Annotated in this window: 24 protein-coding genes; 9 read left to right on the top strand and 15 right to left on the bottom strand. The window is 52.9% G+C overall.

Features of this window, described 5'->3' with window-relative positions; all coding sequences use genetic code 11:
- Positions 1-111 precede the first annotated feature (111 nt).
- Positions 112-2,943, top strand: coding sequence for an excinuclease ABC subunit UvrA (gene uvrA / locus AC3Y5R_RS18170; RefSeq protein ID WP_489922480.1), 2,832 nt, complete (start codon positions 112-114; stop codon positions 2,941-2,943).
- A gap of 197 nt (positions 2,944-3,140) precedes the next feature.
- Positions 3,141-4,193, top strand: coding sequence for an NAD(P)-dependent alcohol dehydrogenase (locus AC3Y5R_RS18165; protein ID WP_489922479.1), 1,053 nt, complete (start codon positions 3,141-3,143; stop codon positions 4,191-4,193).
- A 98-nt stretch (positions 4,194-4,291) separates the two neighbouring features.
- Here the strand turns inward: AC3Y5R_RS18165 and AC3Y5R_RS18160 are convergent, their stop codons facing one another.
- A complete protein-coding gene (locus AC3Y5R_RS18160; protein WP_489922478.1) occupies positions 4,292-4,942 on the bottom strand; it encodes a TenA family protein in 651 nt (216 codons plus the stop codon).
- Positions 4,942-5,787, bottom strand: coding sequence for a BtpA/SgcQ family protein (locus tag AC3Y5R_RS18155; RefSeq protein ID WP_489922477.1), 846 nt, complete (start codon positions 5,785-5,787; stop codon positions 4,942-4,944). The genes AC3Y5R_RS18160 and AC3Y5R_RS18155 overlap by 1 nt, the downstream gene beginning before the upstream one ends.
- 27 nt (positions 5,788-5,814) lie before the next feature.
- Here AC3Y5R_RS18155 and AC3Y5R_RS18150 point away from each other — a divergent pair, with 27 nt between their 5' ends.
- Positions 5,815-6,675 carry a PfkB family carbohydrate kinase gene (locus tag AC3Y5R_RS18150; protein WP_489922476.1) on the top strand — a complete coding sequence of 287 codons (861 nt, stop codon included), beginning with the start codon at positions 5,815-5,817 and terminating at the stop codon, positions 6,673-6,675.
- Between the two features lie 37 nt (positions 6,676-6,712).
- Here AC3Y5R_RS18150 and AC3Y5R_RS18145 read toward each other — a convergent pair whose 3' ends face one another.
- Together AC3Y5R_RS18145 and AC3Y5R_RS18140 are read right to left on the bottom strand one after the other, a co-directional pair.
- Entirely contained in the window at positions 6,713-7,666 is a 954-nt protein-coding gene (locus AC3Y5R_RS18145) for an ABC transporter substrate-binding protein (protein ID WP_489922533.1), read from the bottom strand.
- Positions 7,653-7,952: a hypothetical protein gene (locus AC3Y5R_RS18140; RefSeq protein WP_489922475.1), complete on the bottom strand. Its 300-nt coding sequence runs from the start codon at positions 7,950-7,952 to the stop codon at positions 7,653-7,655. Before AC3Y5R_RS18140 ends, AC3Y5R_RS18145 begins: the two co-directional genes overlap by 14 nt.
- 67 nt (positions 7,953-8,019) lie before the next feature.
- Between AC3Y5R_RS18140 and AC3Y5R_RS18135 the strand changes: the two genes are divergently transcribed.
- The 6 genes from AC3Y5R_RS18135 to AC3Y5R_RS18110 all read left to right on the top strand — a co-directional run bounded on the left by AC3Y5R_RS18135 (position 8,020) and on the right by AC3Y5R_RS18110 (position 14,146).
- Complete coding sequence (locus tag AC3Y5R_RS18135; RefSeq protein WP_489922474.1) at positions 8,020-9,033, top strand: LacI family DNA-binding transcriptional regulator; 1,014 nt, start codon at positions 8,020-8,022, stop codon at positions 9,031-9,033.
- 376 nt (positions 9,034-9,409) lie between these two features.
- Positions 9,410-10,156: an ATP-binding cassette domain-containing protein gene (locus AC3Y5R_RS18130; RefSeq protein WP_489922532.1), complete on the top strand. Its 747-nt coding sequence runs from the start codon at positions 9,410-9,412 to the stop codon at positions 10,154-10,156.
- 10 nt (positions 10,157-10,166) lie between these two features.
- On the top strand, positions 10,167-11,177 hold the full coding sequence (locus tag AC3Y5R_RS18125) for an ABC transporter permease (RefSeq protein WP_489922473.1): 1,011 nt from the start codon (positions 10,167-10,169) through the stop codon (positions 11,175-11,177).
- Positions 11,178-11,180: 3 nt separating this feature from the next.
- Positions 11,181-12,260: a phosphotriesterase family protein gene (locus AC3Y5R_RS18120; RefSeq protein WP_489922472.1), complete on the top strand. Its 1,080-nt coding sequence runs from the start codon at positions 11,181-11,183 to the stop codon at positions 12,258-12,260.
- 12 nt (positions 12,261-12,272) lie between these two features.
- Positions 12,273-13,028 carry a glutamine amidotransferase gene (locus AC3Y5R_RS18115; RefSeq protein ID WP_489922471.1) on the top strand — a complete coding sequence of 252 codons (756 nt, stop codon included), beginning with the start codon at positions 12,273-12,275 and terminating at the stop codon, positions 13,026-13,028.
- Positions 13,028-14,146 carry a M20 family metallopeptidase gene (locus AC3Y5R_RS18110; protein WP_489922470.1) on the top strand — a complete coding sequence of 373 codons (1,119 nt, stop codon included), beginning with the start codon at positions 13,028-13,030 and terminating at the stop codon, positions 14,144-14,146. The genes AC3Y5R_RS18115 and AC3Y5R_RS18110 overlap by 1 nt, the downstream gene beginning before the upstream one ends.
- Before the next feature lie 52 nt (positions 14,147-14,198).
- Here the strand turns inward: AC3Y5R_RS18110 and AC3Y5R_RS18105 are convergent, their stop codons facing one another.
- From AC3Y5R_RS18105 to AC3Y5R_RS18055, 11 genes are all read right to left on the bottom strand, one after another.
- Positions 14,199-14,531, bottom strand: a complete 333-nt coding sequence (locus tag AC3Y5R_RS18105) for an MmcQ/YjbR family DNA-binding protein (protein WP_489922469.1) — start codon at positions 14,529-14,531, stop codon at positions 14,199-14,201.
- Between the two features lie 500 nt (positions 14,532-15,031).
- On the bottom strand, positions 15,032-15,586 hold the full coding sequence (locus AC3Y5R_RS18100) for a hypothetical protein (protein WP_489922468.1): 555 nt from the start codon (positions 15,584-15,586) through the stop codon (positions 15,032-15,034).
- A 96-nt stretch (positions 15,587-15,682) separates the two neighbouring features.
- Positions 15,683-16,444, bottom strand: a complete 762-nt coding sequence (locus tag AC3Y5R_RS18095) for an N-acetylmuramoyl-L-alanine amidase (RefSeq protein ID WP_489922467.1) — start codon at positions 16,442-16,444, stop codon at positions 15,683-15,685.
- Positions 16,445-17,091: 647 nt separating this feature from the next.
- Complete coding sequence (locus AC3Y5R_RS18090; protein ID WP_489922531.1) at positions 17,092-18,510, bottom strand: TolC family protein; 1,419 nt, start codon at positions 18,508-18,510, stop codon at positions 17,092-17,094.
- Positions 18,511-18,560: 50 nt separating this feature from the next.
- Complete coding sequence (locus AC3Y5R_RS18085) at positions 18,561-19,469, bottom strand: HlyD family secretion protein (protein ID WP_489922466.1); 909 nt, start codon at positions 19,467-19,469, stop codon at positions 18,561-18,563.
- Between the two features lie 12 nt (positions 19,470-19,481).
- Complete coding sequence (locus tag AC3Y5R_RS18080) at positions 19,482-19,688, bottom strand: DUF1656 domain-containing protein (protein ID WP_489922465.1); 207 nt, start codon at positions 19,686-19,688, stop codon at positions 19,482-19,484.
- Positions 19,689-19,692: 4 nt separating this feature from the next.
- Positions 19,693-21,735 carry an FUSC family protein gene (locus AC3Y5R_RS18075; protein ID WP_489922464.1) on the bottom strand — a complete coding sequence of 681 codons (2,043 nt, stop codon included), beginning with the start codon at positions 21,733-21,735 and terminating at the stop codon, positions 19,693-19,695.
- 48 nt (positions 21,736-21,783) lie between these two features.
- Positions 21,784-22,206: a MarR family winged helix-turn-helix transcriptional regulator gene (locus AC3Y5R_RS18070; protein WP_489922463.1), complete on the bottom strand. Its 423-nt coding sequence runs from the start codon at positions 22,204-22,206 to the stop codon at positions 21,784-21,786.
- Positions 22,207-22,734: 528 nt separating this feature from the next.
- A complete protein-coding gene (locus AC3Y5R_RS18065; RefSeq protein WP_489922462.1) occupies positions 22,735-24,066 on the bottom strand; it encodes an MFS transporter in 1,332 nt (443 codons plus the stop codon).
- Between the two features lie 36 nt (positions 24,067-24,102).
- The gene (murQ, locus tag AC3Y5R_RS18060) at positions 24,103-25,026 is read right to left on the bottom strand and encodes an N-acetylmuramic acid 6-phosphate etherase (RefSeq protein WP_489922461.1); all 924 of its coding nucleotides are present in this window, start codon (positions 25,024-25,026) and stop codon (positions 24,103-24,105) included.
- Positions 25,023-25,664: an anhydro-N-acetylmuramic acid kinase gene (locus tag AC3Y5R_RS18055; RefSeq protein WP_489922460.1), complete on the bottom strand. Its 642-nt coding sequence runs from the start codon at positions 25,662-25,664 to the stop codon at positions 25,023-25,025. Before AC3Y5R_RS18055 ends, murQ begins: the two co-directional genes overlap by 4 nt.
- Between the last annotated feature and the right edge of the window lie 56 nt (positions 25,665-25,720).

The raw sequence follows: 25,720 nt of genomic DNA, 5'->3' as shown, positions 1-25,720 counted from the left end.
TCCGGCAAAACACTGTATATCCAATCAGGTTATTTTGTGCCATAATAACAGGCTTCATTCTGGCCGTGCCGGACAGGCATGGTGGGGTCTGTGTTAATCCGGGAATTGTGAATGGATAAGATCGAAGTACGGGGTGCCCGCACCCATAATTTGAAGAATATCAACCTGATCATCCCCCGCGACAAACTGATTGTTGTCACCGGCCTGTCAGGTTCGGGCAAATCCTCGCTGGCGTTTGATACGCTGTACGCCGAGGGGCAACGCCGCTATGTGGAATCGCTTTCTGCCTATGCGCGCCAGTTTCTCTCCCTGATGGAGAAGCCGGATGTCGATCATATAGAGGGGCTGTCGCCAGCCATTTCGATCGAACAGAAGTCAACCTCACACAACCCGCGCTCCACCGTGGGCACCATCACTGAAATTCACGACTACCTGCGCCTGCTGTTTGCCCGCGTGGGCGAGCCGCGCTGCCCGGATCATTACGTCCCGCTGGCGGCACAAACCGTCAGCCAGATGGTGGATAACGTGCTGGCGCAGCCGGAAGGGCGCCGCCTGATGCTGTTGGCGCCAATCGTCAAGGAGCGCAAAGGCGAACACACCAAAACGCTGGAGAACCTGGCTTCTCAGGGCTATATCCGCGCGCGTATTGATGGTGAAGTCTGCGATCTGTCGGATCCTCCCAAGCTGGAGCTGCAAAAGAAACACACCATCGAAGTAGTGGTGGATCGCTTCAAAGTGCGTGAAGATCTGCAGCAGCGCCTGGCCGAATCCTTTGAAACCGCGCTGGAGCTTTCTGGCGGAACCGCCGTGGTCGCCGATATGGACGATCCGGAAGCGGAAGAGCTGGTGTTCTCCGCCAACTTTGCCTGCCCAATCTGCGGCTACAGCATGAGCGAGCTGGAACCCCGCCTGTTCTCCTTCAACAACCCGGCCGGGGCCTGCCCGACCTGTGACGGACTGGGCGTGCAGCAATATTTCGATCCGGAGCGCGTAGTGCAGAATCCGGAGCTTTCTCTGGCTGGCGGCGCAATCCGCGGCTGGGATCGCCGTAACTTCTACTACTTCCAGATGCTGCGCTCACTTTCAGAGCATCTGAAGTTTGATATCGAAGCGCCGTTCGACACGCTGGATGAAAAATCCCGCAAGGTGATCCTGTACGGATCAGGCAAAGAGAATATCGAGTTTAAATACATTAACGACCGCGGTGATACTTCGATCCGTCGCCATCCGTTTGAAGGCGTGCTGCATAACATGGAGCGCCGCTATAAAGAGACGGAATCTGCGGCAGTTCGCGAGGATCTGGCAAAGTTTATCAGCAACCGCTCTTGTGCCAGCTGTGAAGGCACGCGCCTGCGTCGTGAAGCGCGCCATGTGTTTGTTGAAAACACCACGCTGCCAACCATTTCTGACATGAGCATCGGTCATGCGATGGAGTTCTTCCAGAACATGAAGCTGAGCGGCCAGCGCGCACAGATTGCTGAGAAGGTGCTGAAAGAGATTGGCGACCGCCTGAAGTTCCTGGTCAACGTTGGCCTGAACTACCTGTCGATGTCCCGTTCCGCCGAAACGCTCTCTGGCGGTGAAGCGCAGCGTATCCGCCTTGCCAGCCAAATCGGCGCGGGTCTGGTCGGCGTGATGTACGTGCTGGATGAGCCTTCAATCGGCCTGCACCAACGCGATAACGAACGCCTGCTGGAGACGCTGGTACATCTGCGCAACCTCGGCAATACGGTTATTGTGGTGGAGCACGATGAAGATGCGATCCGCGCCGCCGACCATGTGATCGATATTGGTCCGGGTGCCGGTGTGCACGGCGGTCAGGTTGTGGCAGAAGGTACGGTCGATGACATTATGGCCGTGGAGGCTTCCCTGACCGGGCAGTTCCTTAGCGGCAAGCGTGGGATTGCGGTGCCGGAGGATCGTGTTAAAGGCGATCCTAATAAAGTGCTGAAGCTGACCGGCGCAAAGGGCAACAACCTGAAAGATGTGACGCTGACGCTGCCAGTCGGGCTGTTCAGCTGCATCACCGGCGTGTCCGGCTCGGGCAAATCCACGCTAATCAATGACACGCTGTTCCCGATCGCTCAGCGCCAGTTGAACGGTGCCACCATCGCAGAGCCTGCGCCTTATCGCGAAATTAGCGGCATGGAACATTTCGATAAAGTCATTGATATCGACCAGAGCCCGATTGGCCGTACGCCACGCTCCAACCCTGCCACCTATACCGGCATTTTCACCCCGGTACGTGAACTGTTTGCTGGCGTGCCAGAGTCCCGTACCCGTGGCTACACGCCGGGCCGCTTCAGCTTTAACGTGCGTGGTGGACGTTGCGAAGCCTGTCAGGGTGACGGCGTGATCAAGGTGGAAATGCACTTCCTGCCGGATATCTACGTGCCGTGCGATCATTGCAAGGGCAAACGCTATAACCGTGAGACTCTGGAGATTAAATACAAAGGCAAAAGCATTCACGAAGTGCTGGAGATGACCATTGAAGAAGCACGCGAGTTCTTTGATGCCGTTCCGGCGCTGGCGCGTAAGCTGCAGACGCTGATGGATGTGGGGCTTTCCTATATCCGCCTTGGTCAATCGGCCACCACGCTGTCCGGCGGTGAAGCACAGCGCGTTAAGCTGGCCCGGGAACTGTCGAAGCGCGGAACCGGCCAGACACTGTATATCCTTGATGAGCCGACCACAGGCCTGCACTTTGCGGATATTCAGCAACTGCTGGAAGTGCTGCATCAGCTACGCGATCAGGGCAACACCATCGTGGTGATTGAACACAATCTTGATGTGATCAAAACCGCCGACTGGATTGTTGACCTGGGGCCGGAAGGCGGCAGCGGCGGCGGGAAGATCCTCGTTTCCGGTACGCCGGAGACGGTCGCGAAGTGCAAGGAGTCGCACACTGCCCGCTTCCTGAAGCCTTTGTTAAATATTAAATAATGTTTGTGGGGCGAATGACTTCGCCCCACTACCACAGAAACTTACTCGCCCCCCTTTTTTGCCCCATCAGACAAATGTTTGCAGGATCAGGCAAGATTTAAACAGATTCCGGTATACCCCCTTTGCCGCTGGCTAACTATCCTTAGAGTTCTCGTTTTAGCGTCACGAACAAGACACTTTCAATTACTGGAGACACCATGAACGTTACTCATGCTTATGCAGCCCAGGACGCAAAATCAAAGCTGGCCCCGTTTGAATACCAGCCGCGCGAACTGCGTGAACACGATGTCCAGATTGAGGTTATGTACTGTGGCGTTTGCCACTCCGACCTTCACCAGGCCCGCAACGAATGGAAAAACACCATTTTTCCGGTCGTCCCTGGCCATGAAATCGTTGGCCGCGTCACCGCAGTTGGCGGCCACACTCATAAATACAAAGTGGGTGATTTAGTCGGCGTGGGCTGTCTGGTTGACTCCTGTCGCACCTGCGACAGCTGTAAAGAAGACCTTGAGCAATACTGCGAAAACGGTTTCACCGGAACTTATAACGGTCAGGACCGTATCACTGGCGAAACCACTTACGGTGGCTACTCCACTCAGGTGATTGTTCACGAAGATTTCGTGCTGCGCATCCCTGACAACCTGGATCCGGCTGGTGCCGCACCGCTGCTGTGTGCCGGTATCACCACCTTCTCTCCTCTGCACCACTGGGGCGTCGGCCCGGGTAAAAAAGTCGGTATCGTGGGTCTGGGTGGCCTTGGCCATATGGGCGTGAAAATTGCCCATGCGATGGGCGCGCATGTCGTGCTGTTCACCACTTCCCCTTCTAAAGTGGAAGACGGTAAACGTCTGGGTGCTGATGAAGTGGTCATCTCTAAAGATGCCGATCAGATGGCTGAACACACCAACAGCTTCGACTTCATCCTGAACACCGTAGCGGCTCAGCATGATCTGAACCAGTTCATAACCCTGCTGCGTCGCGATGGCACCATGACGCTGGTTGGCGTTCCTGAACATGACCATCCATCACCGCAGGTATTTAACCTGATCTTTAAACGTCGCAGCGTGGCTGGTTCACTGATTGGCGGCATTAAAGAGACTCAGGAAATGCTGGATTTTTGCGGCAAGCACAATATCGTTTCTGATATTGAGATGATCAAGATGAATGAGATTAACGAAGCCTATGAACGTATGCTGAAAAGCGACGTGAAATACCGCTTTGTGATCGATATCGATACGTTACGCGGTTAACAAAAAATGGGGCGAATAACTTCGCCCCTGCCAATAACCGGCCCCAGCGGCGGATTTATTCCGCCCTGTTTAGTGATTTTGACCTGCCTTAGCGAAATTCAGCCCTCTTCAGGATAAGCCGCCGTATGGAAATCTATCTCCCACTTCAGCACCTTGCCGTACAACTCTGACAGCGCAAACCGCTGCTCCGCGTTCAGTTCTGCCGTACAGCGATCCAGCTCCTCCTTCAGCCAGCTGGCCTGTTGGAAAAACTCCTCTTCCGCATGCAGCTCAACCCAACGACGCACGTCCTCATCACTCTGGGTTGCCGCACTCACTCGCTTGCACCAGTGGTAATACATCCACTCAGCACCAAACATCAGCGTGATAATCTCCTCGTAGCTGCCGCGCTGTGCCACGTTCAGCATGCCATCGCGAAAACGCCGCACGCCGGGCAGATCGTCCGGATAGTTTGCCGGATCAACGTTACGCTTTGCCAGCACGCTCTCAAACCAGGCAATCTGTGTATCCACCAAAGCGTTCAGCACGCCAATCAACCAGCGCTGCTGGCGGATACCGGGCGCTTTAGCCACACCCAGTGAGAAGATGGCGATAGCGGTTGCCACAAAGTTGCCCTCAAACACCAGATAGCGGTTGAACACTTGTTCCGGCAGGCTATCCTGCTCAATCTCGCAGACGAAGCGGTGCTGCTGCATCGCCTGCCAGTCCCCCTGATGTTCACGCAGTAAACGCTCGCTGAACGCTTCCACTATTCTTCCCCCAGCGCTACACGAGCCGCAGCCATAAAGTGTTTGACGCGGGCCTGCTCAACATCGTTCCACCAGACGCCATCAACTTTCAGCGCGCTGGCGACGATCACCCCCTGGGTACGGGAGAGGATTTCGCTGACGTTATCCGGCGTCACGCCCGACCCCACCAGCAGCGGCAGCGCGGTTGCACCACGGATTTCATCAATTTCGCTCAGGGTTGCACTGTCTCCGGTACGCTGACCGGTGGCGATCACCGCGTCCGCTTCGAAAAAGTCCACATCGCGGGTCAGCTCCTGAATCGAACGGTCGGCGACAATCGCATGGCTGCCGTGCTTCACGTGACTGTCAGCAAACACTTTAATATGTTCGGCGCGTAACTGGCTGCGATAGCGCAGGGCTTTCGCGGCAGCCCCTTCGATAAAGCCTTCGTTGGCGATATAAGCATTCGCCCACTGATTTACGCGGACAAAATCGGCCCCACCGGCCAGTGCCGTAGCCAGCGCCGGAATAGCGGCGTTAGCCAGTACGTTGATCCCCAGCGGAACATTAAAGCGGGTGCGGATTTTATCGGTAATCACCGCCATGATGGCTGCCGTCTCAGGACCAATATCCTCCGGTTTGGAAAAAGGAATGTCGCCATGATTTTCAATAATAAGGCCATGAACACCACCGGAAATATAATTATCAGCATCACGAAGCGCACACTCAATTATATCACCCACTGTTTTTACACTGTATTTTGGCGCACCTGGAAAGGGGGCGCAGTGAATAACACCTATCACCGCTTTCTTACGTGAAAAAATAGCTTGTATTGCGTCAGTTTTTTCTGCTGATATAGCACCCATCTTCTTAATCCTGTTTAAGGAAACACTATGCGTGTTTATGTCACCGGTAATATCACCGTCGATGAAAGCTGGGCGATAGCCGATATTCCCACAAAAGGATCATCCATTCATGGGCATAAAATTTCACAAGATATCGGCGGCAAAGGCGCGAATCAGGCAATTATACTTTCCCGCTGCGGCATTCCGACTACATTAATAGCCGCGACGGGAAATGACAGCAATGGCAGCTGGATCAGAGAACAGATAATTTCTGAACCGTTGCAGCTACTGCCTGATTTCTGTTTACCCTGCCATAGTGATACCTCAATTATTTTCAACAGTGCCGACGGTGATAACGCTATTATTACCACCGCCACCGCGGCAGACTCTCTGAGCCTGGAAACCATCACCAGGACTCTGGCTGAGGCACGACCCGGCGATATTCTGCTGCAACAGGGCAATTTCTCCTTTGAGAAAACCCGTGACCTGTTTCAGCTGGCAAAAGCACGTGGCATGACCACCGTGTTTAACCCTTCACCGGCCAAGCCAGCCTTCGCTCAGCTCTGGCCGCTGGTGGATATTGCCGTCCTGAACCAGCCAGAAGCCGCCGAACTGCAGCCTGCTGGTGTTAAAACGTTAGTGATCACTCACGGTTCTCAGGGTACCGGGCTGACGACGGCTGAGCAGCAGCTGCATTGCCCGGCTGAACCCGTGCAGGCGGTTGACAGCACCGGTGCGGGCGATACCTTCCTCGCCGTGATGCTGGCCTCTGCTCTGTTGCGTCAAACCCCTGTTGATATGTTAGCACTCACTCACGCCAGCAAAGCTGCGGCGATAACCGTCAGCCGCCATGGCACCTGGAGCGCCTTCCCTCAACGATACGAACTGGCTGCTCTTCTTCAGAGCTGACCGAAACCGGCCCCTCAACAGAGGGACCGGAACGGAGTTACTTAAACAGCGAACGGTACGGGTCAACGTTCGCTTTGGTTACGACAGTTGCCGGAACAAGGATTTTCTTCGGCACGGTTTTGCCAGAAGTGATGGCATTAAGAGCCTTCAACGCTTCAGTACCCATTTTCTCCGGGTCCTGCTGCAGCACGGCGGCCACGTAACCACCATCAATACCGCTAATGGCTTTTGCCGTCAGATCCCAGCCAAACACCTTGAGATCCTTCTGGCGTCCCTGGTTTTCCACTGCGGCAATAGCACCGAGCAGTGCCGGCTCACCAGTGGCATAAATCGCCGTCAGGTCCGGGTTACCGGTGATCAGGTTTTCCGCCGCCGTCATGGCGTTATCCTGAATATTGCGGCCATCCACCACGTCAGCCACGGTAATCTGCTTGTTGCTTTTTATCGTGTCCTCAAAGCCTTTCTGACGATCGTTCTGGATAGCCGAGTTTAGCGCTCCAACGATGCCCAGCCGCGCTTTACCACCCATATTCTTCTTCACGTAATCGAGGAAGAATTTGCCGAGGATTTTACCGCCTTCAATATTGTCGACACCAACCTGGGCCGCCTGAGGACCAGCCGGTAACACCGCATCGATAGCCACCACCGGAATATGTGCAGCCGCCGCTTCTTTAATCGCAGGCATAATGCCGTTAACATCAATCGCATCCACCAGAATACCTTTCACACCCTGCTGAATATAGTTTTCAATCGCATCATTCTGAGCCACCGGATTATCCGTAGCGTTGAACACTACCAGATCTTTACCGCTGGCTTTGGCTTCATCCTGTGCGCCTTTATTCATCAGGTTAAAAAACAGGGCCTGCTGATTAATCTGGACTAATGCATAAGTGGGAGCCGCAGCTATCGCACCACTTATATAACTGCCCGATGCCAATAATGCAGTTGCCAGAGCTACGATGCGCAATTTTCCGGTGTTAAATACCATCATCATTGTCCTCATTGGGATTGAGCGCTGCCACAGTCGGAAAACACTGAGCAGAAAGTTTGTTGGCAGGACAAATATCAGACTGAAGGCTGAGCAACCCCATAAATAGATGAAGATTGTCAGCAAAGGCCGCCAGGAGACATTTTGACGGCCGGTCCGTTTCGGCGTCTGGATAAAATGCTCGTTGTCGGTTGGGAATCGCTTCCCCGGTGGTGCAGGTAAACTGGCTATTACAATTCTCCGTGGCCGTATTTTTGTCAAGCGCTATTTTTCTACTGCGTTCCGTCATCAGAAAGTGCTATAACAGCGGCGCTTAACTATGTTACAGATATCCCTCCTTCTCTGACGTGGCGTGAATGATGATTAAAAAACGCATTCTGTTATCCGATGTGGCGGCGCTTGCCGGGCTGTCAAAGGCCACGGTTTCCCGCTACATGAACAACAGCATCGTCCTGCCGCAGGAGACCATTGCGCGAATTGAATCAGCCATCAGCCAGCTGGATTATCGCGGCAACAGTCTGGCCCGACGCCTGAGCAAAGGCGGCAGCGAAACGCTCGGGCTGGTGCTGCCGGATATCACCAACCCGTTCTTTGCGGAACTGGCGGATGCGGCTGAAGAAGCTGCCTTTGAGCACGGTTACAGCCTGGTACTCTGTATCACCCGCAACAATCCGGAAAAAGAGAGCCAGTTCATCCGCTGGCTGGATACCTGCCAGGTTGACGGCCTGCTGTTCACCACCAACCGCCCGGATAACGGGCTGTTACGTCAGGAAATTCAGCGTCATCAGCGCATCGTCCTGCTGGATGAAGATATTCCCGGCAGCCGCGTACCTAAAGTATTTGCCGACAACGTCCAGGGAGGCATGCTCGCCACACAGCAGCTGATTGCTGCGGGTCACCGCGATATCGCGTTTATCGGCGGGCCTGACGAGCTGATGAGCGTGCGCGAACGTTATCAGGGATTTTGCACCGCTCTGGAGCAGGCCGGTTTACAGTGCCCGCCAGAGTGGGTGATGTACGGTGACTATCAGCGCGAGTTCGGCCAGCGGGCGCTGCGCCAGCTGTTCAGCCGCGACCGCCGCCCCACAGCCGTGTTCGCCGCCAGTGACTTTTTAGCGCTCGGATTGCTGGATGGCCTCCGTGAACTGGGCCTGAGCGCGCCGGAGTCGCTTTCACTGGTCGGCTTCGATGATGCCAGCTATGCCGATTTTACCCAGCCACGGATCTCCACTATCCGCCAGCCCGCACGGAAGCTGGGCCGGACGGCCGTCAGCCTGATGCTCCGCCTGCTAAACGGCGAAGAAAATGTACCCGCCGAAACCCGCCTGCCCGTCACCTGGGTCGGTCGCGACTCCATTCAGTCACGTTAATACTGACCAAAATGGCGCAAATTGCGCACAAAAATGGCGCAAAAAGCGAGCAGCACTGAGTCCTCTGGCGCTGCTTAGTAAACCGGTTTACACGTACATTTAAAATTATCTGATGTGTTTACAGCAGGTTAGAAACACCGACTCCCTCATCGCGCCAGTGCTGGCATGGAAGCTGCTTTGCTTATCCCGGCGAACAAATATTTGCTTTGTCCAGATGCAGATGGAGATGGAGACGGTTCCGTTGCCAAGGTAAACCGGTTTACAAGAAGTAATCCGCGAGCAACGGAACATTTTTCTCCGGCATCACCGTCCACCAACTGTCTGGCGATGGGAGTCCATAATGCAACAGCTTAAGCCTGCCACCGCGCGGGTAGAAATGGTCAACATTACCAAGACTTACGGCTCGATCCGTTCGCTGCGCGGCGTCAACCTGCAGCTGGCTCCGGGCGAAGTTCTCGGCCTGGTCGGCGACAACGGTGCAGGGAAATCCACCCTGACCAAAGTGCTTTCCGGAGCAGTCGTGCCCACCAGCGGCGCGATCCGTATTGACGGCGAAGAGCAGCATTTCACCAACCCGGCAGATGCCCGCCGCTGCCATATCGAAATGGTTTATCAGGATCTCTCGCTGTGCGACACCGTCGACGTGGCGGGTAATCTGTTTATGGGCCGCGAGCCGATGAAACATGTGCTCGGCATTCCCTTTCTCGATCAGGCCAGAATGCATGCTGATGCCCGCGAGATGCTGAAGGGGCTGGGAATTTCAATTCCGGATACCCGTCTGCTGGTGCGTAATCTCTCCGGCGGTCAGCGCCAGGCGATTGCCATTGCCCGTGCAGCCGCGTTCGAACCGAAAGTGCTGATCATGGACGAACCGACCGCCGCGCTGGCGGTAGCCGAAGTGGAAGCGGTGCTGGAACTGATCCGCCGGGTCAGCGCACGAGGCGTCAGCGTGATCCTGATTACCCACCGGCTGCAGGATCTGTTCCTGGTCTGCAACCGCATTATGGTGATGTACGAAGGCACCAACGTAGCCGATCGCCAGGTGACGGAAACCAGCCTTGGCGACATCGTTAACCTGATCGTGGGTGAAAAGTTCACCGCGCATTCCGCTGCCGCGCACTGAGGTAACCAGGATGAGTATGGTCAATTTAAGCGGTTCCCGTGTCATTCGGCACTCGCTGCCGCGCCGCATGCTGCACAACCATTCGGGTGAGGTCAGCATCGCGCTGTTTTTTATCTTCTGCTGCGTGGTGTTTGGGCTTATCACCAGCAACTTTCTCAGCGGCACTAACTGGCTGAACATCATCCGTCAGAGTGCCCCGCTGCTGATTGTTGCCACTGCCATGACGCTGGTAATCACCACTGGCGGCATCGATTTGTCCGTCGGTTCCACGCTGGCGCTGGTCGGGGCGCTGTCGGCTATCGCACTGAATAACTGGGGATTACCCTGGCCGGTGGTGTTGATCGGCGGCCTGCTTCTGGGTGCGCTGGTCGGGGCGGTCAACGGCTTTTTCATCGCCTACGAGGGGATACCGGCGTTTATCGTCACCCTGGCAACGCTGGCGGTGGTGCGTGGCGTGGCGCTGCTGATCACTCAGGGCTATTCCATTCCCATCCCTGCTGACAGTGCGTTCACGTTTATGGGGCGAGCCTGGGTTATTGGCATTCCGATGCCCGCGCTGATTGGCATTGTGGTGCTGATTGTCGGTCATATCGTACTGAATCATATGCGTTTTGGCCGCTACGTCACCGCAATCGGTGCCAATGCCGAAGGCGCGCGCCGCAGCGGGATCAATACCAAAGCGGTAACTATGCGCGTGTACATGATCAGTGGGATGGCGGCAGCGCTGGCGGGGATGATCATCACTGCCCGTCTTGGCAGCGGCTCCTCTAACCAGGGCGAAGGCTTTGAGCTGCAGGTTATCGCCGCGGTGGTGCTGGGCAGTACCAGCCTGTTTGGTGGCTTCGGCACCATTATCGGTACGCTGCTGGGCGCGATGTCGATCGCCATTATCCAGAACGGTCTGATCCTCTCGCATATCTCGCCGTTCTACACCCAGATTGCCACCGGCACCATCATCCTGCTGGCGATCTGGCTGAACACCCGCATTCTCAACCCGGCGCGAACGCCGTCGAAAGGATAGCCGATGAAAGGATCGATTTTTCGCCATGCCGATCCGCTGCCGGTTGGAGTCCGTAGCGGCCATGTGATGACCGTGCTGGGACCAATGCCGCTGGGTGAGATGGGCGTGACGCTGATGCACGAACACATTCTGCTGGATGCCTCGGGCAAATGGGTCCCTCCCTGCTGTTGCAGCGATCGTCATGTGGCCGAGATGCCGGTAAAGATTGAGAATCTCGGGGAATTGTCACTTAACCCATTGATGAGCCGGGATAACTGCCAGCTATTTGACTCCGATATGGCGATTGAAGAGCTGATGAAGTTCCGCGCACTGGGCGGTGAAACGGTTATCGACCCGACCAATATCGGCATCGGCCGCGACCCGAAGGCGCTGCAGCGGATTTCACGCCTTGCCGGGTTGAATATCGTGATGGGGACCGGGCTGTATCTGGAGCCTTCACACCCGGAGTGGGTGAAAACCATCACCGTTGAGCAACTGACGCAGAAGCTGATTTACGACGTCGGCGGCGCGGAGGAAAAACCAGAAGTGATTGCCGGACTGATCGGCGAAATCGGCGTTTCCAGCCGGTTCACCGCCGATGAAGAGAAATCGCTGCGCGCGGCGGGAAGAGCCAGTGCCGCTACCGGCGTGCCGATTGAGGTGCATCTGCCAGGCTGGGAACGACTGGGGCATAAGGTACTGGATATCCTTGAGCAGGAAGGGGCCGATCTGCGCCATACCGTCCTGTGCCATATGAACCCCAGCTTTGCCGACAAAACCTATCAGCGGGAACTGGCGCAGCGCGGGGCCTTCCTCGAATACGACATGATTGGCATGAGCTATTACTACGCTGATGAATCCGCACAGTCCCCTTCGGACGAAGAGAATGCCCGCGCCATCTGCGAGCTGATTGAAGACGGCTTCATTCACCAGATTTTGCTGTCGCAGGACGTGTTCCTGAAAACCATGCTCACCCGCTACGGCGGCCATGGTTATGGCTACATCCTTAAACATTTTGTTCCCCGCCTGCGCCGTCATGGCGTCAGCGGCGGGCAGCTTGAAACATTAATGATTGCTAACCCGCAGCGCGTGTTTGGCGGGTAAAGGGAGAGTGTGATGCAAAAGAAAATTCTGCTGGTCGGAGAATCCTGGACCAGCACCTCCACCCATGTTAAGGGCTTCGACCAGTTCGCCACCGCTACCTGGCACAACGGCGCGACTGATTTCCTCGCGGCGCTGGCCGACAGCGATTACGCCATTACCCATATGCCAGCCCATGAAGCGCCGGTCAGTTTTCCGCTGACGCTGGCTGAGCTACAGCGGTGGGACGCCATTATTCTCTCCGACATCGGGGCTAATACGCTTTTGCTGCACCCGGATACCTGGCTCAAAAGCCAGCGCACGCCGAACCGTCTGGCGCTGATCCATGACTATGTGGCGGCGGGCGGCAGCCTGATGATGATTGGTGGCTATTACAGCTTCCAGGGAATTAATGGTGGCGCACGCTATCGCAATACTCCGGTAGAAAAAGTGCTGCCAGTGCGCTGCCTGCCCTGGGATGACCGCATTGAGTCACCGGAAGGGATTTACCCGGAAATCAGGGAACCACACGCAGTTTTCAGCGAGATTTCTGGCGACTGGCCATGGCTGCTGGGCTATAACGAAGTCGAAATGCAGCCCGGAGGGAAACTGCTGGCGACGGTCGCCGGAACTGAATATCCACTGCTGGCCGTTCGGGAATTTCAGCAGGGCCGCTCGCTGGTGTGGACCAGCGACATGTCCGCTCACTGGCTGCCAAATGAGTTCGCCGCGTGGCCGGGCTATCGCCAGCTGTGGATTAACTGTCTGGACTGGCTGACGGAGAAAGCCTGATGGCAGATCGAACTCTGCAACTGGCACAGCGCCTGCTGGGTTTTGACACCATCAATCCCCCCGGCGATGAGGCCGCCTGCATGGCCTTTTTCGCCGGATGGCTGAGTGACCAGGGTTTTGAAGTCACCCTCAGCAGCTTTGACGAAGATCGCTGTAATCTGATCGCCCGCATGCCGGGAACCCAGGCTGGCAGCCCGCTGGCCTTTACCGGTCATCTGGATACGGTGCCACTGGGCAATCAGACCTGGCAGCACGCCCCCTTTGGGGCCGACATCGTCGACAATCGCCTGTACGGGCGTGGCTCCAGTGATATGAAAGCGGCAGTCGCTGCCTTCGCCGTAGCCTGCGTTACTCATCAGGCCGCAATCCGTGCAGGCAAAGGCGTGGTTCTTCTGATCACCGGCGGTGAGGAAACCGGTTGTGACGGTGCCGAAGCGCTGATTGCTGGCGGAGATTTACCGGAAGTGGGTGCATTGATCGTCGGCGAACCAACCGCGAACTACCCGGTTATCGGCCATAAAGGTGCTCTTTGGCTACGTTGTGAAACCCGGGGAAAAACGGCCCACGGTGCCATGCCGGAGCTGGGGATTAACGCGATTTATCTGGCGGCGGAAGCGCTGGGGAAAATCCGCCAGTTCGAACCGGGAGCGCCGCATCCGTTAATGAAAAAACCGACGCTCAACGTGGGCCGGATTCAGGGCGGGCTGAATATCAATTCCGTTCCCGACCGCACGCAGTTTGATGTGGATATCCGCACCGCGCCAAATCTGCAACATGTCACCATCCGGCAAAACCTGTCCACCGCGCTGGGTGAGACGGTGACGATTTCCACTCTGGTGGATCTGCCTGCAGTACTGAGCGCAGAAGATAACGACTGGATTGCCAGTGTTTATCAGCATTGCCAGCCGCTGCATCCTGAACCACTGGCGGCGAAGATTGTGCCCTACTTCACCGATGCCTCACTGTTGCTTCCGGCCCTGAACCATCCTCCCTGCATTATTTTAGGCCCGGGAGAGCCGGCTATGGCGCACCAGACCGACGAATACTGCCTGCTCAGCCGTCTGGCAGAGGCTGAAAAGCTCTATGGCGAATTAATTTGCGACTGGCAGGCGAAGTAAATTCTGCCATAACGGCGGTGGCAAATCCTCAACGTGGGCGATCAAGCGGCCATCAATGCGCCGTTTTAGTATCCAGCGCCTGCTGCCAGGAAGCATCCACCAGATAGTAAATCTGTGAATCCTTCAGCGACCCGTCCAGCAGCACCGTGCTCCAGTGCGATTTGTTCAGGTGCTCGCTGGGCAGCACATCTTTATGCTCTTCACGCAGCAAATCAGCCAGCGCAGGTGTCGCTTTCAGTGCCACGGCTGGCCGCCCGTCCACTTCATGCACCAGCGCAAACAGGACGTCATCCACTTTGATCTGTGTGGCTTTCCAGTCGCTGTGTACGCTCTGCACCGCGCCCGGTTTGTCCATGCAATAAGACAGAAGATCCGATACGTTCATGTTGTTTTATTCCCCTTGTTGCGTGGCAACGATGCGCCTTTTAAACAGTTATGAACCACATTTGAACTGGCTCGTTATTACCGAAACGGCTTAACATATTTATATTTACTTATGTTGGTTAATGAGTATAGGTGATAGCAACAAGCACACCATAAAACCAAAGAGGACAGGTTTATTGTCTGAACGGCTCTGTCTTATCAAGACCTAACACAGAAAATGGAGAGGTTCTGCCGCATTCAGAGATCCATAATGTAACGTCAAGTTTTTTATAACATTCCTGATGATGTCGCTGACCCGAAACGCGTTTATACGCCCACATTATCCTGTCGATGTTATTAGCAGGCATGGAACTGGTGCACATGACTCGTAAGGGGAAATTGAGCATCCGGGTGGGGACGAGCTGTCCTCCCGACGGAGCAGTTTTACCCTGCCAACTGTGTAAAAAAAGGAAAAGAAACTTTTGTCAACCTGCTATCATTAATGCGACAGAATTTTATTTCCTAATTCCACAGTCTGTCTTTGATTATTTTATAATGCACATCTTTTAAATCATCATACTTCCAGATGAACAACCCACCAAGATTAAAATCCAGCACCTGTTCGATGAAATAATTTAAATTCCAGTCAGTTAACCCCTTTGTTGTCAGGGCCAGTATACATTCCTTTTTTTCGGCACCGTGCTCTAACGTCCGTTTTAAAGCAGGAATAACATTGCTGGCAATGTCCTCTCTGCTCCACATGGCAGAAGCGTAACAATAATGGATAAAACGGTCACACAGACCAGATTTTATTAGCTTCTTAATCTTTTCGTTTAATTTATTACCATTATCTGTAGTCGGATGATTGTAGGAATATCCGGAAATAAAACCAAAGCTTGTGTCTTTCTGGCATTTTTTTAATTGCTGCATTGCCTCAACGGCCAAAGCAATGTTCATATTGCATTCATCATCAAAATCAACACCATCCCAGCCCCGGCTTTTAGTAGCTTCAGCAATCCTCAACACTTCATCTTTATCTGAAGGCTTTCCGTCAGGTGAGCCCCCCCATAGACCCAAAGAGTTTTTCCTTTAAAGTCGGGAGCATTGTCTGGTCTGTTTTGTTTCTCCGGGCTCCATCCCCCCCTAATAAATTTGTTCATAATATGCATCTCCTCATTTGTATTTTTCCACTAGTGCATAAAGGATCGCAGCAGTTTCAGTATCCAACTGACCGCTGTAATTGCAGGGGCGAAAATGCAACTGAAATGCCCGGAGTAACTGAGCGTAACCGACATCACTTCCCGAACCAGATGTATCATAGCCATACCGTTTCAACATTCCTGTGATATCATCTTTCGCAGGTAACGAGTGGCAAAATTGCGCAGCATATTTATCCTTCGTTTCTTCATCAAACCATGCCCCGACTCCGGCTGTGTAAAGTTCTTTCCATGGGAAAACTGAACCCGGATCGCTTTTTCGTCCGGGGGCAATATCACTGTGTCCGACGACATTGGCAGGCGTAATATCCGGGTAGCGCTGAAGGATATTTACTGCTAATGCTTTAATTGCATCAATCTGGGTTGGATTATAGGGAGGGAATGTGAATACCCCATTATTATCGGTAGCTAAATTAACCGTCTCAATTCCTATTGATGTATCGTTAAGATTACTTCGACCGCCCCACGAACTGACCCCGGCATGCCATGCACGTTCATCCTCATCGACTAAATTAAAAATCCGCATATTTTTAAAGCCGGCATCTATATATGTTTTATCGGAAGGGTCCGGAACAAGGTAATGGGCGCTGACCGAAGAACCTGTCAGTGAAATAATCGATTTTTCAAAATCAAGAGCGGTATAATGCATTACCAGAAAACGGACGCGGCGATTGAATCCTTTTACTGAGCGATAAGTGTTATAATCAATCTGATACATACAGACTCCTTCCAATAAGATACAATTTATCATTCCCAATACCTGTCAGAGTTTGTTCGCCCGAATGAGTTCATAAAAAATACAGCAAGCGTGATTTATATCGCATTTTATATATAGGCCGACATCGCAAAACGAGCACTTTTTCAAAGTTCGTAAGGAGGCAACCTCCTGTATAGCAAAAGCTATGCGGCGGCAGACATATCCCATGATGAGATGCTGCAGGTTTACGCAGGAAGGACGAATGAAACTTGAACAGGATCAATACAGCGTGAAACACTTACCATTTAAACAATATAACAGTGATTAAATGAGCTGACATTCAAAAAATCGGTTATGTCGCATCAATGACAACAGACCAGCTAAAGTTGTACTGTCTGTCCTTAATAGGTTCATCGTCTTCCCAGCCAGTATTAAGCGCTGCGAGGGCTGCAGTATTCGCCCCCGCGTTTACCAGTGGATACCAACTTCGGTTGACCATGGTAACGGATGGCATTGCTTGCGGAAGAAGTGCCATATAACTACGACTTCATGCGAAAGAACCGTCTGAGAAGCGGCGCGCGTTCTCCGTAGCAACACCTTTGTAATGACTTGCAAACTCAATCTGTTACTCATTCTGAGTAAGAGAGTGAAAAGGATTATTTGTTGTATCACCATCCGCCGCCAAGTGCCAGGAACAACGCAATCTGGTCGCTGTTCAGCTTCCCGGCAGACTGTACTAATGCCAGTTCACTGTCGGCAAGAGTACGCTCAGCGTCCAGCACATCCAGATAGCCACTCTTTCCATGGGTATAGAGGAGTCGGGTTTGCTCCGCCACATTCTGACGCGCTGCAACCTCTTGTTTCAGTGAGTTCTGGCGTTGGAGTTCCTGTACATAATTATTAAGCGCTGTACGAACTTCCTGCAGTGCGGTCAATACTGTTTTTTCAAAACGGGCATAATCGGCACCTGCGCCTGCACGCGTAGCCTCAATCCGCGCCTGAACCTCACCGGTATTCGGTACGGTCCAGGAAATGAGTGGTCCAAAACTCCATGCGCGGGTGTCCTGTTCACCCATTCCGTGCATGAAACCAGCCGAACTGGTGGTAAGACCTAAAGCGATTTTAGGATAGAGATCGGCCATGGCGACGCCAATTTGCGCCGTTGACGCGGCCAGCAGGCGTTCCCGCTGGCGAATATCCGGCCGTCTCGCCAACAGTGCGCGCATATCACCCACAGGTAACGGTTTTTTCAGCGCCGGCAGGGACGCACATTTTCTGATACGGGATGGCAGATTTTCAGGTAAGTCTCCGGTCAGCGTGGCCAGGCGGTAAAATGCATTTTCTTGCTCGGCCTGCAATGGAGGCAGAGATGCTTCGAGACTGGCAACCTGCGCATTAGCGCGGATATTGTCCAGTTCCCCGGCTCTTCCAGCCTGAACCAGTTGTTCCGTAAGACGGGCCGACTGGTGTTGTAAATCTATCGATTGTTGTACCGTATGAAGTTGAACGCCAGCAGCACAAACATCTGTCCAGGCGCGGGCAGTTTCTGCCGCTACATTCACTTTTACCAAATCATAAGCTGCCTTCGCTGCTTCACTCTCCGCCTGTGATGACTCAATCGCTCGTTTAATTTGGCCAAACAAATCAATCTGATAGGAAAGCTGCAAACCCGAGGTATAATGCCAGGTGTTCGGTGGGACATAACCCGGCTGCAACGCCGACAATCCTGAGGGATGACCATAGTAGGGTTGCACGTTGATATCAAATTGCGGTTGCTGTTGGCCTTCCACCTCTTTGAGTGCGGCCTGCGATTGCATCAGGCTGTACAAGGCCGTACGCAAATCCAGGTTATGTCGGAGCGCTTTCTGAATCAACCCATCCAGTTCGGATGACTGATACAGATGCCACCAGTCATGCGGTAGTACCGCGTCGGAAACCGACTTTGAAGGCAGAGTTTCTGTCATCAGCCCGCTGGATGCCGCCTGGTGTAGCAACGGGGTATCAGGTTTTTTATAATCAGGCCCGATAGCTGAAAAACTACAACCCGCCAGTAACAGTGAGACCAGTAAAGGCAAGACGCGACGCATACAACCCGTTTTGTCGATATAACTGACGGAAAATGATGACATTGTTGCCATTACTGTTTCTCGTTATGTTCTGAAGTCGACGTACCGGGTTTGTTATCCACGTCAACAGTGACCGTCTGTCCGGCAACCAGCAAAAAATTTTCAGGAAGATCAAGTTTGATCCTCACGGGAATACGCTGTGCCAGCCTCACCCAGTTGAAGGTTGGGTTGATATCTGGCAGCAGATTGCTTCCCACTGAGCGATCCCTCTCGGCTATCCCGGCGACAATGCTTTGAACGACACCGTGGATCGCCGGACCGCCGCTCATCGGAATAACCCGGGCCGCATCGCCGATATGGATACGGGATAGTTTGGTTTCCTCGAAATAACCTTCCACATACAGCGAGCTTTCATCAACCACGGCCAGTGCAGGTTTCCCTTTCGTTGCATAGCCACCGCTACGCAGATCAAGGTTGGTGACGCGTCCGCTTACCGGCGATTTAACCTCCGCACGTTGCAGATCCAGCAACGCTTGTTTCAACATAACCTGTTCGCCGTTAACATCATTAACTGACTGATCGTATTTCATTCTGCTACGTTCAAGTTCTTCTGTTGGCACCAGTTTGCCCAGATTTTGGTTACGCATATATTCCCGTCGAGCCTGCTCCATCACCGTTTTTCGTGAGGTCAATGCCACCTGCGCCTGTTCCACTGCAAGTGCATAACGTGAATGATCTACCACAAACAGTAAATCACCGGCATTGACATGCTGGTTATCCGTCACCGCAACACGATTAACCAGGCCAGAGACATCTGGTGCAATAACGACCACATTAACGCGAACACGGCCATCCCGGGTCCATGGCGCCAGTTCATAGTGATCCCATATCTGGCGAATTCCCCATGCACCCAGCAGACAGAGTAATAACGTAATGCTGATGCGGATAAAGGAACGGAAAGACATATTGTTTTTTTTCATAATGTTATTTTGCTATTTCATAAAATCAGTCAGTTTGAACACAATGAAAAGCAGTACACAGTAAAAGGCGATATCAAACAAAGCCGGGTGCCACACCCACTGATACACGCCAGTACGAACCATCGCTTTTCGCATCAGAAAAAAAAACGCTAACGCCACAATCCCCTGCAACTGAATAAGGGGGAAAAAGACGCCGTAAATACTGACTTCGCCAGCCATAAAGTCACTCTCCGTTGGTCAATAATTCCGGCCCGGCATCCGGGAATAAATTATGTCGAATCCCCACAATGGCGCTGATACTGGCTTGCCATTGCCCTGACTTCGGTGATAACTGAAAGAGCGCCATGAGTGAGGTGTCTGTAAACCTGCGCAAGTTTTCTGATGGTGTTGAACGACCATAGACATCGTCCAGAAAGTAACCTTTCAGGGCAGACAACAGCGCAGAAATGGAAGCAATAGAATGGTGATTCTTGGCCTGCCTCAGAGTGATGAGGTTTGTACCGATATGCAAATCCCGGAGAGCCTGTTGGGCTGTCGTTGCACGGTCAAGATCATCATATTGCGCCAATCGTGCTGCGATCAGGCCGGTACGATCTACCGCTCGTACCATAAATGCACGTTGATGGATGCGGGTAGCGGTTGTCAGTACCGCCAGTTCTTTTCTGACGCTGCGGCGTATGCGGTTTACACTCCATTCACTGCTAAGCGTCCGCATCAACTGATTTACCGCGGCCGCTATCCATGTGCCAATAAGTTGAGCGACAAAAGTATTTATCACTACCGGTAACGTAGCGGTACCGTAGTCATGCAGCAGCAGCGTTCCTGCCACGCCAAAAAGAAAAGGAAGCGCCTGAGCGATAGTCGCCGGACGTGCGGTATAACACCCGGTGATGAGAAAGAAAGGCGCGGAAACCAGCACAAACATCGCAAAATCGTTGACCAGCGGAAGCAATCCAACAATATAGAGCACGGCAAAAGGAAAAGACCAGGCGGTATATTTAATAAACCCCGTAATATGCGGAACGGGGTTATCCATCGAGGCAAAAAAACTACAGAAAACTGCTGCCATCATGGCGGCGGTCGCACCATCGGGCCAGCCCGTCATAATCCAGATAAAGCAACTTAGTGCCACGGCGATAATAGCCGTTATAGCAGAGAGCATCGCCACACCTTTATCCCGGTGCAAATGGAATGAACGTGCCGCTGCTTCCCGGTAGCGCGGTGCTTTACCATCCTGAAGGCCTTTCAGAATGTCGTTACGTAAAGTGATACATTGCTGCCATTGACGATCAAGCCGAGCCAGATGATCAAGAAGAGAAATGCGCACTGCCGTCTGCCAGATTTCGTCTGGCGCAGGAGTGTCCGGGATCGTCAAACAGTGCATCGCTTGTAAAAGTATCGGTGATGTCGTCGGGATCGTTGTTTGGTTTCCCGGGGAAGAGGCCAATTCCTGGCTCAATCCTGACAGCCATTGCTGCAACAATATCATCATCCTGGTCTCATCATCCGGAAATTCCCCTTCATCATTCCGCAGCGCCTGGATCAGGTCTTCTGTGGCAGAAAGCAATGGGAGTAACGCGGCAATATGGTTTTGCATTGCCTGAACGGCCATCGCCGTCCATTTTAAATTCGTGGTGTCGAAAGGGATGTGGGTGGAAAGCAGGCGTAGTTGGACAATGTCCATTGATAAAGAGATGGGCTCACTTCGTATCGTCTGCGGCATGTGAGGGTCATTACCGAAGATGGACTGCATCCAGCTTATGCAGTTATTCAGACACTTATCCAGAGAACCCAGTATCGGTACGGTTAATCCTGCCGGTAATATCACACTATGCACCAGCGTCGCACACATGATACCAATGAAAATTTCCTCAACACGTGTGACGGCGGTTTCAAAAATGGTCTGAGGTTTTACCACTCCAGGAAAGGCAATAAAGGCTGCAGTATACCCTGCCAGCATAAAGACATACGAGCGCGCAGTTCTGTCCAGTTGAGAAATAAAAACGCACAGACCAACCCATAAAGCCAAAGCGGCTGACAGAAGTTCCGGGGACTGAACAAGCGGTGGTAATAGAAAAATTGCCACCGAACTCCCGATAAACGTCCCTGCGACGCGGTAAACTGCTTTCGAGCGTACCATTCCAGCCCATGGCTGGCTGACGACATACACTGTTATTAGCGACCAGAACGTGTTCGGCAGGCCCGCCAGACTGGATAGATAAAGCGCAAGCATTGCGGCAATAAAGGATTTGAGAGAATAGATCATTTCTCCCGTGCTAAAAAAAGGTCTTGGCCAGACATTCATTATGCGTTATTACCCAATCAACAGGCCCAAGGACAGTTCATCCAGACGTTTTCCCATACACTCCATAAAACGAGAGAACCTTTCCAGCTCGTCATCGCTCAGATCGACAAACAACTCATCACGAAGCTCATGAAGCAATGCTTCTATCCGTAAGCTGTTAGCATGCCCCTTTTCTGTTAGCCGCAAGATTTTGGCCCTTTTATCAGTGGGATCATCCTCACGAACAACCAACCCACACTTAATCAACTGATTCATCGGGCGCAGTAATGAAGGGCTGAGGATGCCAAGCTCTTTCGACAACTGACCATGGCGAATCCCTTCAGGGTGACGGCCAATCATTATCAGCGGCCAGCCCAGCGCGGAGGACATCCCCAGGTGAGCAAGACGCTGGTCCGCACAGGCACGGTAACGGCGGTGTTGCCACCCCATCATTACCGTCACCCGCATCTGATTTTTTTTTCTTGATCTAACCGCCACAGGAGTCTGCACAGATATTGCCTCAATAAAATAGGAAGCTAACTATATTTTTACCTGCACAGTAAAGCAATATAGAAAATCACACAGGTCATAATAAGGGGCAGCCTGGCAAACGGAATCTAGTCGTACGGGCGTGAAAGATAATGGCGAACCGGGAGTTCGTGAGCATTATCTTTCACAATACTATGCAACGTACATCTTTGATCCAGATGGTAACAATCTGGAAGTCGTCATCCGCCTGCGGGACTGATACTGCAGCACGACAGCATAGATGATGCTATATTGGCAACATCAGCGTACCGTCCCCAGGATGATTTCGAGCTGAAAGTGAAGCCCATGGAAAGGACTCATGCGCTGCTCCCTCAGCAAAATGTGGCGATAGGTTTACTATTTTCCTCTCTTTGCAACAGCGCCCCTTTTCGTTCTATTAACCTTCAGACCCGACTTCAGTTACGCAGCAGACAAACTCATGCTCCAGATCTGCTACCGTTCAGGTAGGCTATCCGGGAACTCGTCAAGAGAACGTAGATGATCGTTTTTATTGAGGGTCATGAGAGCCGGTATGCTTACCAATGCTGTTATCATCACATACCATGCCGGAATATCTATATTTCCCGTCTGGCTAATCAGACCGGTAATAATCAGGCCTGCACAGCCTGAAAAAACGGCATTTGACAGCGAGTATGCCAGGCCCAGACCGGTATAACGTACCCGCGTTGGAAACATCTCAGAAAGCATTGCCGGCCCGGGTCCAGCAAGAAGGCCAACAATACCACCGGCAATAAAGACCACGATACCTTTTACAACAAGTGTGGATGATTCCGCCTGCAGGATCTTTAGCAACGGCATTGCCAGAATCAATAGTAGACAGGCAGCCATAACCATCACTTTGCGGCGACCAATTTTGTCACTCCATAGACCAGCCGGAATAATCGTCGCCGCGAAGCCCAAATTCGAAATGACGGCGATTAACAGGGCCGTGTTAAAACCGGTATGTAGCGATGACTGAAGGTAAGTCGGCATAATGACCAGGTAAGTATACCCAGCTGCTGACCAGACCATAACACGGCTGATACCCAGCAGAATTATTTTGAACGTTGCCCCAGTCCCTGTATTGGTCGGAAGAGATATCTCCGATGTTTTTTTCTGCTGCTGCCTGACAAAAGTAGGCGTTTCTTCCATGCTGAGGCGTAACCACAAGGCCACTGCGCCCATGGGTAATGCGAGAAAAAACGGAATCCGCCATCCCCAAGAATGTAAATCCTCCGGGTTGAGTAGTGTCGATAGAAGCGCAACGATACCAGCTCCAGCGAGCAGGCCGAGCGCCACCGTAAGCGACTGCCATGCTCCAAACAGGCCTCGTTTGCCACGGGGAGCAAATTCAGTCATCAGTGAAACAGCGCCACCATATTCTCCCCCAGCAAACAGTCCCTGAAGGATACGTAATGCAGTGACGATCAGAGGGGCCGCTATCCCGATGCTTGCATATGTCGGCACCAGGCCAATTGCCGTGGTCGCCAGTGTCATCATGAGCAGCACGAATATGAGCGTTGGTTTGCGCCCCAGCCGATCGCCCATCCTTCCGAAAACGATTGCTCCCAGAGGTCTGAAGAAAAACGCTATCGCAAAAGATGCATATGTCAGAATAATCCCCGTCAGCTCAGCGTCTCCCCCGAGGCGAAAGAAGTTCTGCGCGATGACGGTAGCGAGAAAACCGTAGACTGCAAACTCATACCACTCAATGAAATTACCTACTGAACCGGCGACCAGAGCACGTTTCTGTACCGCTAAAACTGCTGTATTTGAATTTTGCATTACCGCTCTCTTGTGTGGAACATCGTTCGAATTAAGTCAGTCAGCCTGTCGTGTCAGGGCATCTCTGAGTCGGCCATCAGCCTCGATCAATAGATGCTCTGCGTCGCGACGGTCAAGACCGCTGAGCAGCATCATGATGGCAAGCTTTGCGCGGTTGTCTGCGGCAACTAGCGTGGAAACTGCTTGCGACTCCTCACAGCCGGTAGCCTGCATGACTATCCGGACCGCACGAGCGCGCAATTTTTCATTGCTGGCCTGCACATCAACCATCAGATTCTGATAGCATTTGCCGATCAGGATCATACTGGTCGTGGAAAGCATATTAAGTACCATTTTCTGGGCGGATCCTGACTTCATACGGGTTGATCCAGTCAGAATTTCCGGGCCTACAAGAGGAGAAATGGCGATATCGGCAACCTGCGCCATAGCTGAATCCGGATTGCATGTCAGCGATATCGTGCCAGCCCCAACCTCTTTCGCGTAACGAAGGCCTGCCAGCGCATATGGAGTTCGCCCGCTCACCGCAATTCCGACCAGCGTGTCACGTCTATTCAGGCCGATATTGCGTAAATCATCCATACCAGCCTGGGTATCATCTTCAGCACCTTCCACTGCATTTCTCAGAGCATGTTCACCCCCAGCAATAAGGCCAACGACCATATCCGGTGACACACCAAAAGTCGGTGGACATTCAGATGCATCCAATACGCCGAGACGCCCGCTGGTACCCGCTCCCTGATAAATGAGCCGGCCGCCTGTCCGGAACGAACTAACAATTTTATCGACTGCTTCTGCAATTGCCGGCAGTTCATTTTTGATAGCCAGCGAAACGAAACGATCCTCGTCATTGATCAAGGTGAGAATACTTTGACCCGACAGGACGTCGATATTTACTGTCTTGTCGTTACGTTTCTCGGAGACCAGTGAGTCAAGGACATGAAGAAGATTGGTGTCTGTCATGTTAATTTCCTGATGTTATTGAAATTTTCTGCTGAATAGATGGCAGCCTGAGAAGCGCCGGTAACAGATGGAACATTTCCCGGAAGATTGTTGATGCGCTGATATGCCAGCCAGGCGAAAGCGACGGCCTCAACATAATCAACGTCCAGGCCGTAGTCTGTCGTTGTCCCAATGGACCAACCAGGTAGCATAGCGGTAAGCCGGGTAAGACTAAACCGCGCCCTGTCCTCCGAACGCCATATCCTTGCGACGAAAATCAGCCACTGTCGTGATACCCGTGCGGGCATCGATAATATTTGCATCGCCAATTTGCATTGCGAGCGGAAAATCGCCCGCCGGTGGATACCAGACCGTCCGACCGTGGCAGCCGGTTCCGCGCACTTCTGATGCATCAATGCCCTGTTCGTCAAGTAATTTATTGACGGCATCAGCATAGAGCAGCCCCAGACGGTGGTCGAGTTCGCCATCGTTTCGCCCTTCAGACATAAAGATGTGAGCCCTTCCCGCAGATACTCAGGCATTTCGATGAAGCTTGCAGCCACAATGGTGGGTTTATTGCCCGAAAAATCCATCATGGCGGCGTCCTCGCCATCCAGACTGGTTCCCGACATCAGAGCCAGATAAAGTTCACTTTTCACTTGCACCACCTTAAAGCCAGCAAGATCGGTTAAATTCAGGGGGTCTTACCTGACTG

The organism is Erwinia sp. 009765445 (genome assembly GCF_058137865.1).
This window is presented reverse-complemented; position numbering and strand designations above follow the sequence as displayed.

What these genes read in the sequence shown, in the direction of transcription:
- AC3Y5R_RS18135 (WP_489922474.1), top strand. Translation starts at nt 8,020, where the DNA reads ATGATGATTAAAAAACGCATTCTGTTATCCGATGTGGCGGCGCTTGCC.
- AC3Y5R_RS18075 (WP_489922464.1), bottom strand. Translation starts at nt 21,735, where the DNA reads ATGATCTATTCTCTCAAATCCTTTATTGCCGCAATGCTTGCGCTTTAT.
- AC3Y5R_RS18115 (WP_489922471.1), top strand. Translation starts at nt 12,273, where the DNA reads ATGCAAAAGAAAATTCTGCTGGTCGGAGAATCCTGGACCAGCACCTCC.
- AC3Y5R_RS18065 (WP_489922462.1), bottom strand. Translation starts at nt 24,066, where the DNA reads ATGCAAAATTCAAATACAGCAGTTTTAGCGGTACAGAAACGTGCTCTG.
- AC3Y5R_RS18110 (WP_489922470.1), top strand. Translation starts at nt 13,028, where the DNA reads ATGGCAGATCGAACTCTGCAACTGGCACAGCGCCTGCTGGGTTTTGAC.
- AC3Y5R_RS18125 (WP_489922473.1), top strand. Translation starts at nt 10,167, where the DNA reads ATGAGTATGGTCAATTTAAGCGGTTCCCGTGTCATTCGGCACTCGCTG.
- AC3Y5R_RS18165 (WP_489922479.1), top strand. Translation starts at nt 3,141, where the DNA reads ATGAACGTTACTCATGCTTATGCAGCCCAGGACGCAAAATCAAAGCTG.
- AC3Y5R_RS18095 (WP_489922467.1), bottom strand. Translation starts at nt 16,444, where the DNA reads ATGTATCAGATTGATTATAACACTTATCGCTCAGTAAAAGGATTCAAT.
- AC3Y5R_RS18080 (WP_489922465.1), bottom strand. Translation starts at nt 19,688, where the DNA reads ATGGCTGGCGAAGTCAGTATTTACGGCGTCTTTTTCCCCCTTATTCAG.
- AC3Y5R_RS18120 (WP_489922472.1), top strand. Translation starts at nt 11,181, where the DNA reads ATGAAAGGATCGATTTTTCGCCATGCCGATCCGCTGCCGGTTGGAGTC.
- AC3Y5R_RS18090 (WP_489922531.1), bottom strand. Translation starts at nt 18,510, where the DNA reads ATGCGTCGCGTCTTGCCTTTACTGGTCTCACTGTTACTGGCGGGTTGT.
- AC3Y5R_RS18070 (WP_489922463.1), bottom strand. Translation starts at nt 22,206, where the DNA reads ATGATGGGGTGGCAACACCGCCGTTACCGTGCCTGTGCGGACCAGCGT.
- AC3Y5R_RS18145 (WP_489922533.1), bottom strand. Translation starts at nt 7,666, where the DNA reads ATGATGGTATTTAACACCGGAAAATTGCGCATCGTAGCTCTGGCAACT.
- AC3Y5R_RS18150 (WP_489922476.1), top strand. Translation starts at nt 5,815, where the DNA reads ATGCGTGTTTATGTCACCGGTAATATCACCGTCGATGAAAGCTGGGCG.
- AC3Y5R_RS18140 (WP_489922475.1), bottom strand. Translation starts at nt 7,952, where the DNA reads ATGACGGAACGCAGTAGAAAAATAGCGCTTGACAAAAATACGGCCACG.
- AC3Y5R_RS18155 (WP_489922477.1), bottom strand. Translation starts at nt 5,787, where the DNA reads ATGGGTGCTATATCAGCAGAAAAAACTGACGCAATACAAGCTATTTTT.
- AC3Y5R_RS18130 (WP_489922532.1), top strand. Translation starts at nt 9,410, where the DNA reads ATGGTCAACATTACCAAGACTTACGGCTCGATCCGTTCGCTGCGCGGC.
- murQ (WP_489922461.1), bottom strand. Translation starts at nt 25,026, where the DNA reads ATGACAGACACCAATCTTCTTCATGTCCTTGACTCACTGGTCTCCGAG.
- AC3Y5R_RS18085 (WP_489922466.1), bottom strand. Translation starts at nt 19,469, where the DNA reads ATGAAAAAAAACAATATGTCTTTCCGTTCCTTTATCCGCATCAGCATT.
- AC3Y5R_RS18105 (WP_489922469.1), bottom strand. Translation starts at nt 14,531, where the DNA reads ATGAACGTATCGGATCTTCTGTCTTATTGCATGGACAAACCGGGCGCG.
- uvrA (WP_489922480.1), top strand. Translation starts at nt 112, where the DNA reads ATGGATAAGATCGAAGTACGGGGTGCCCGCACCCATAATTTGAAGAAT.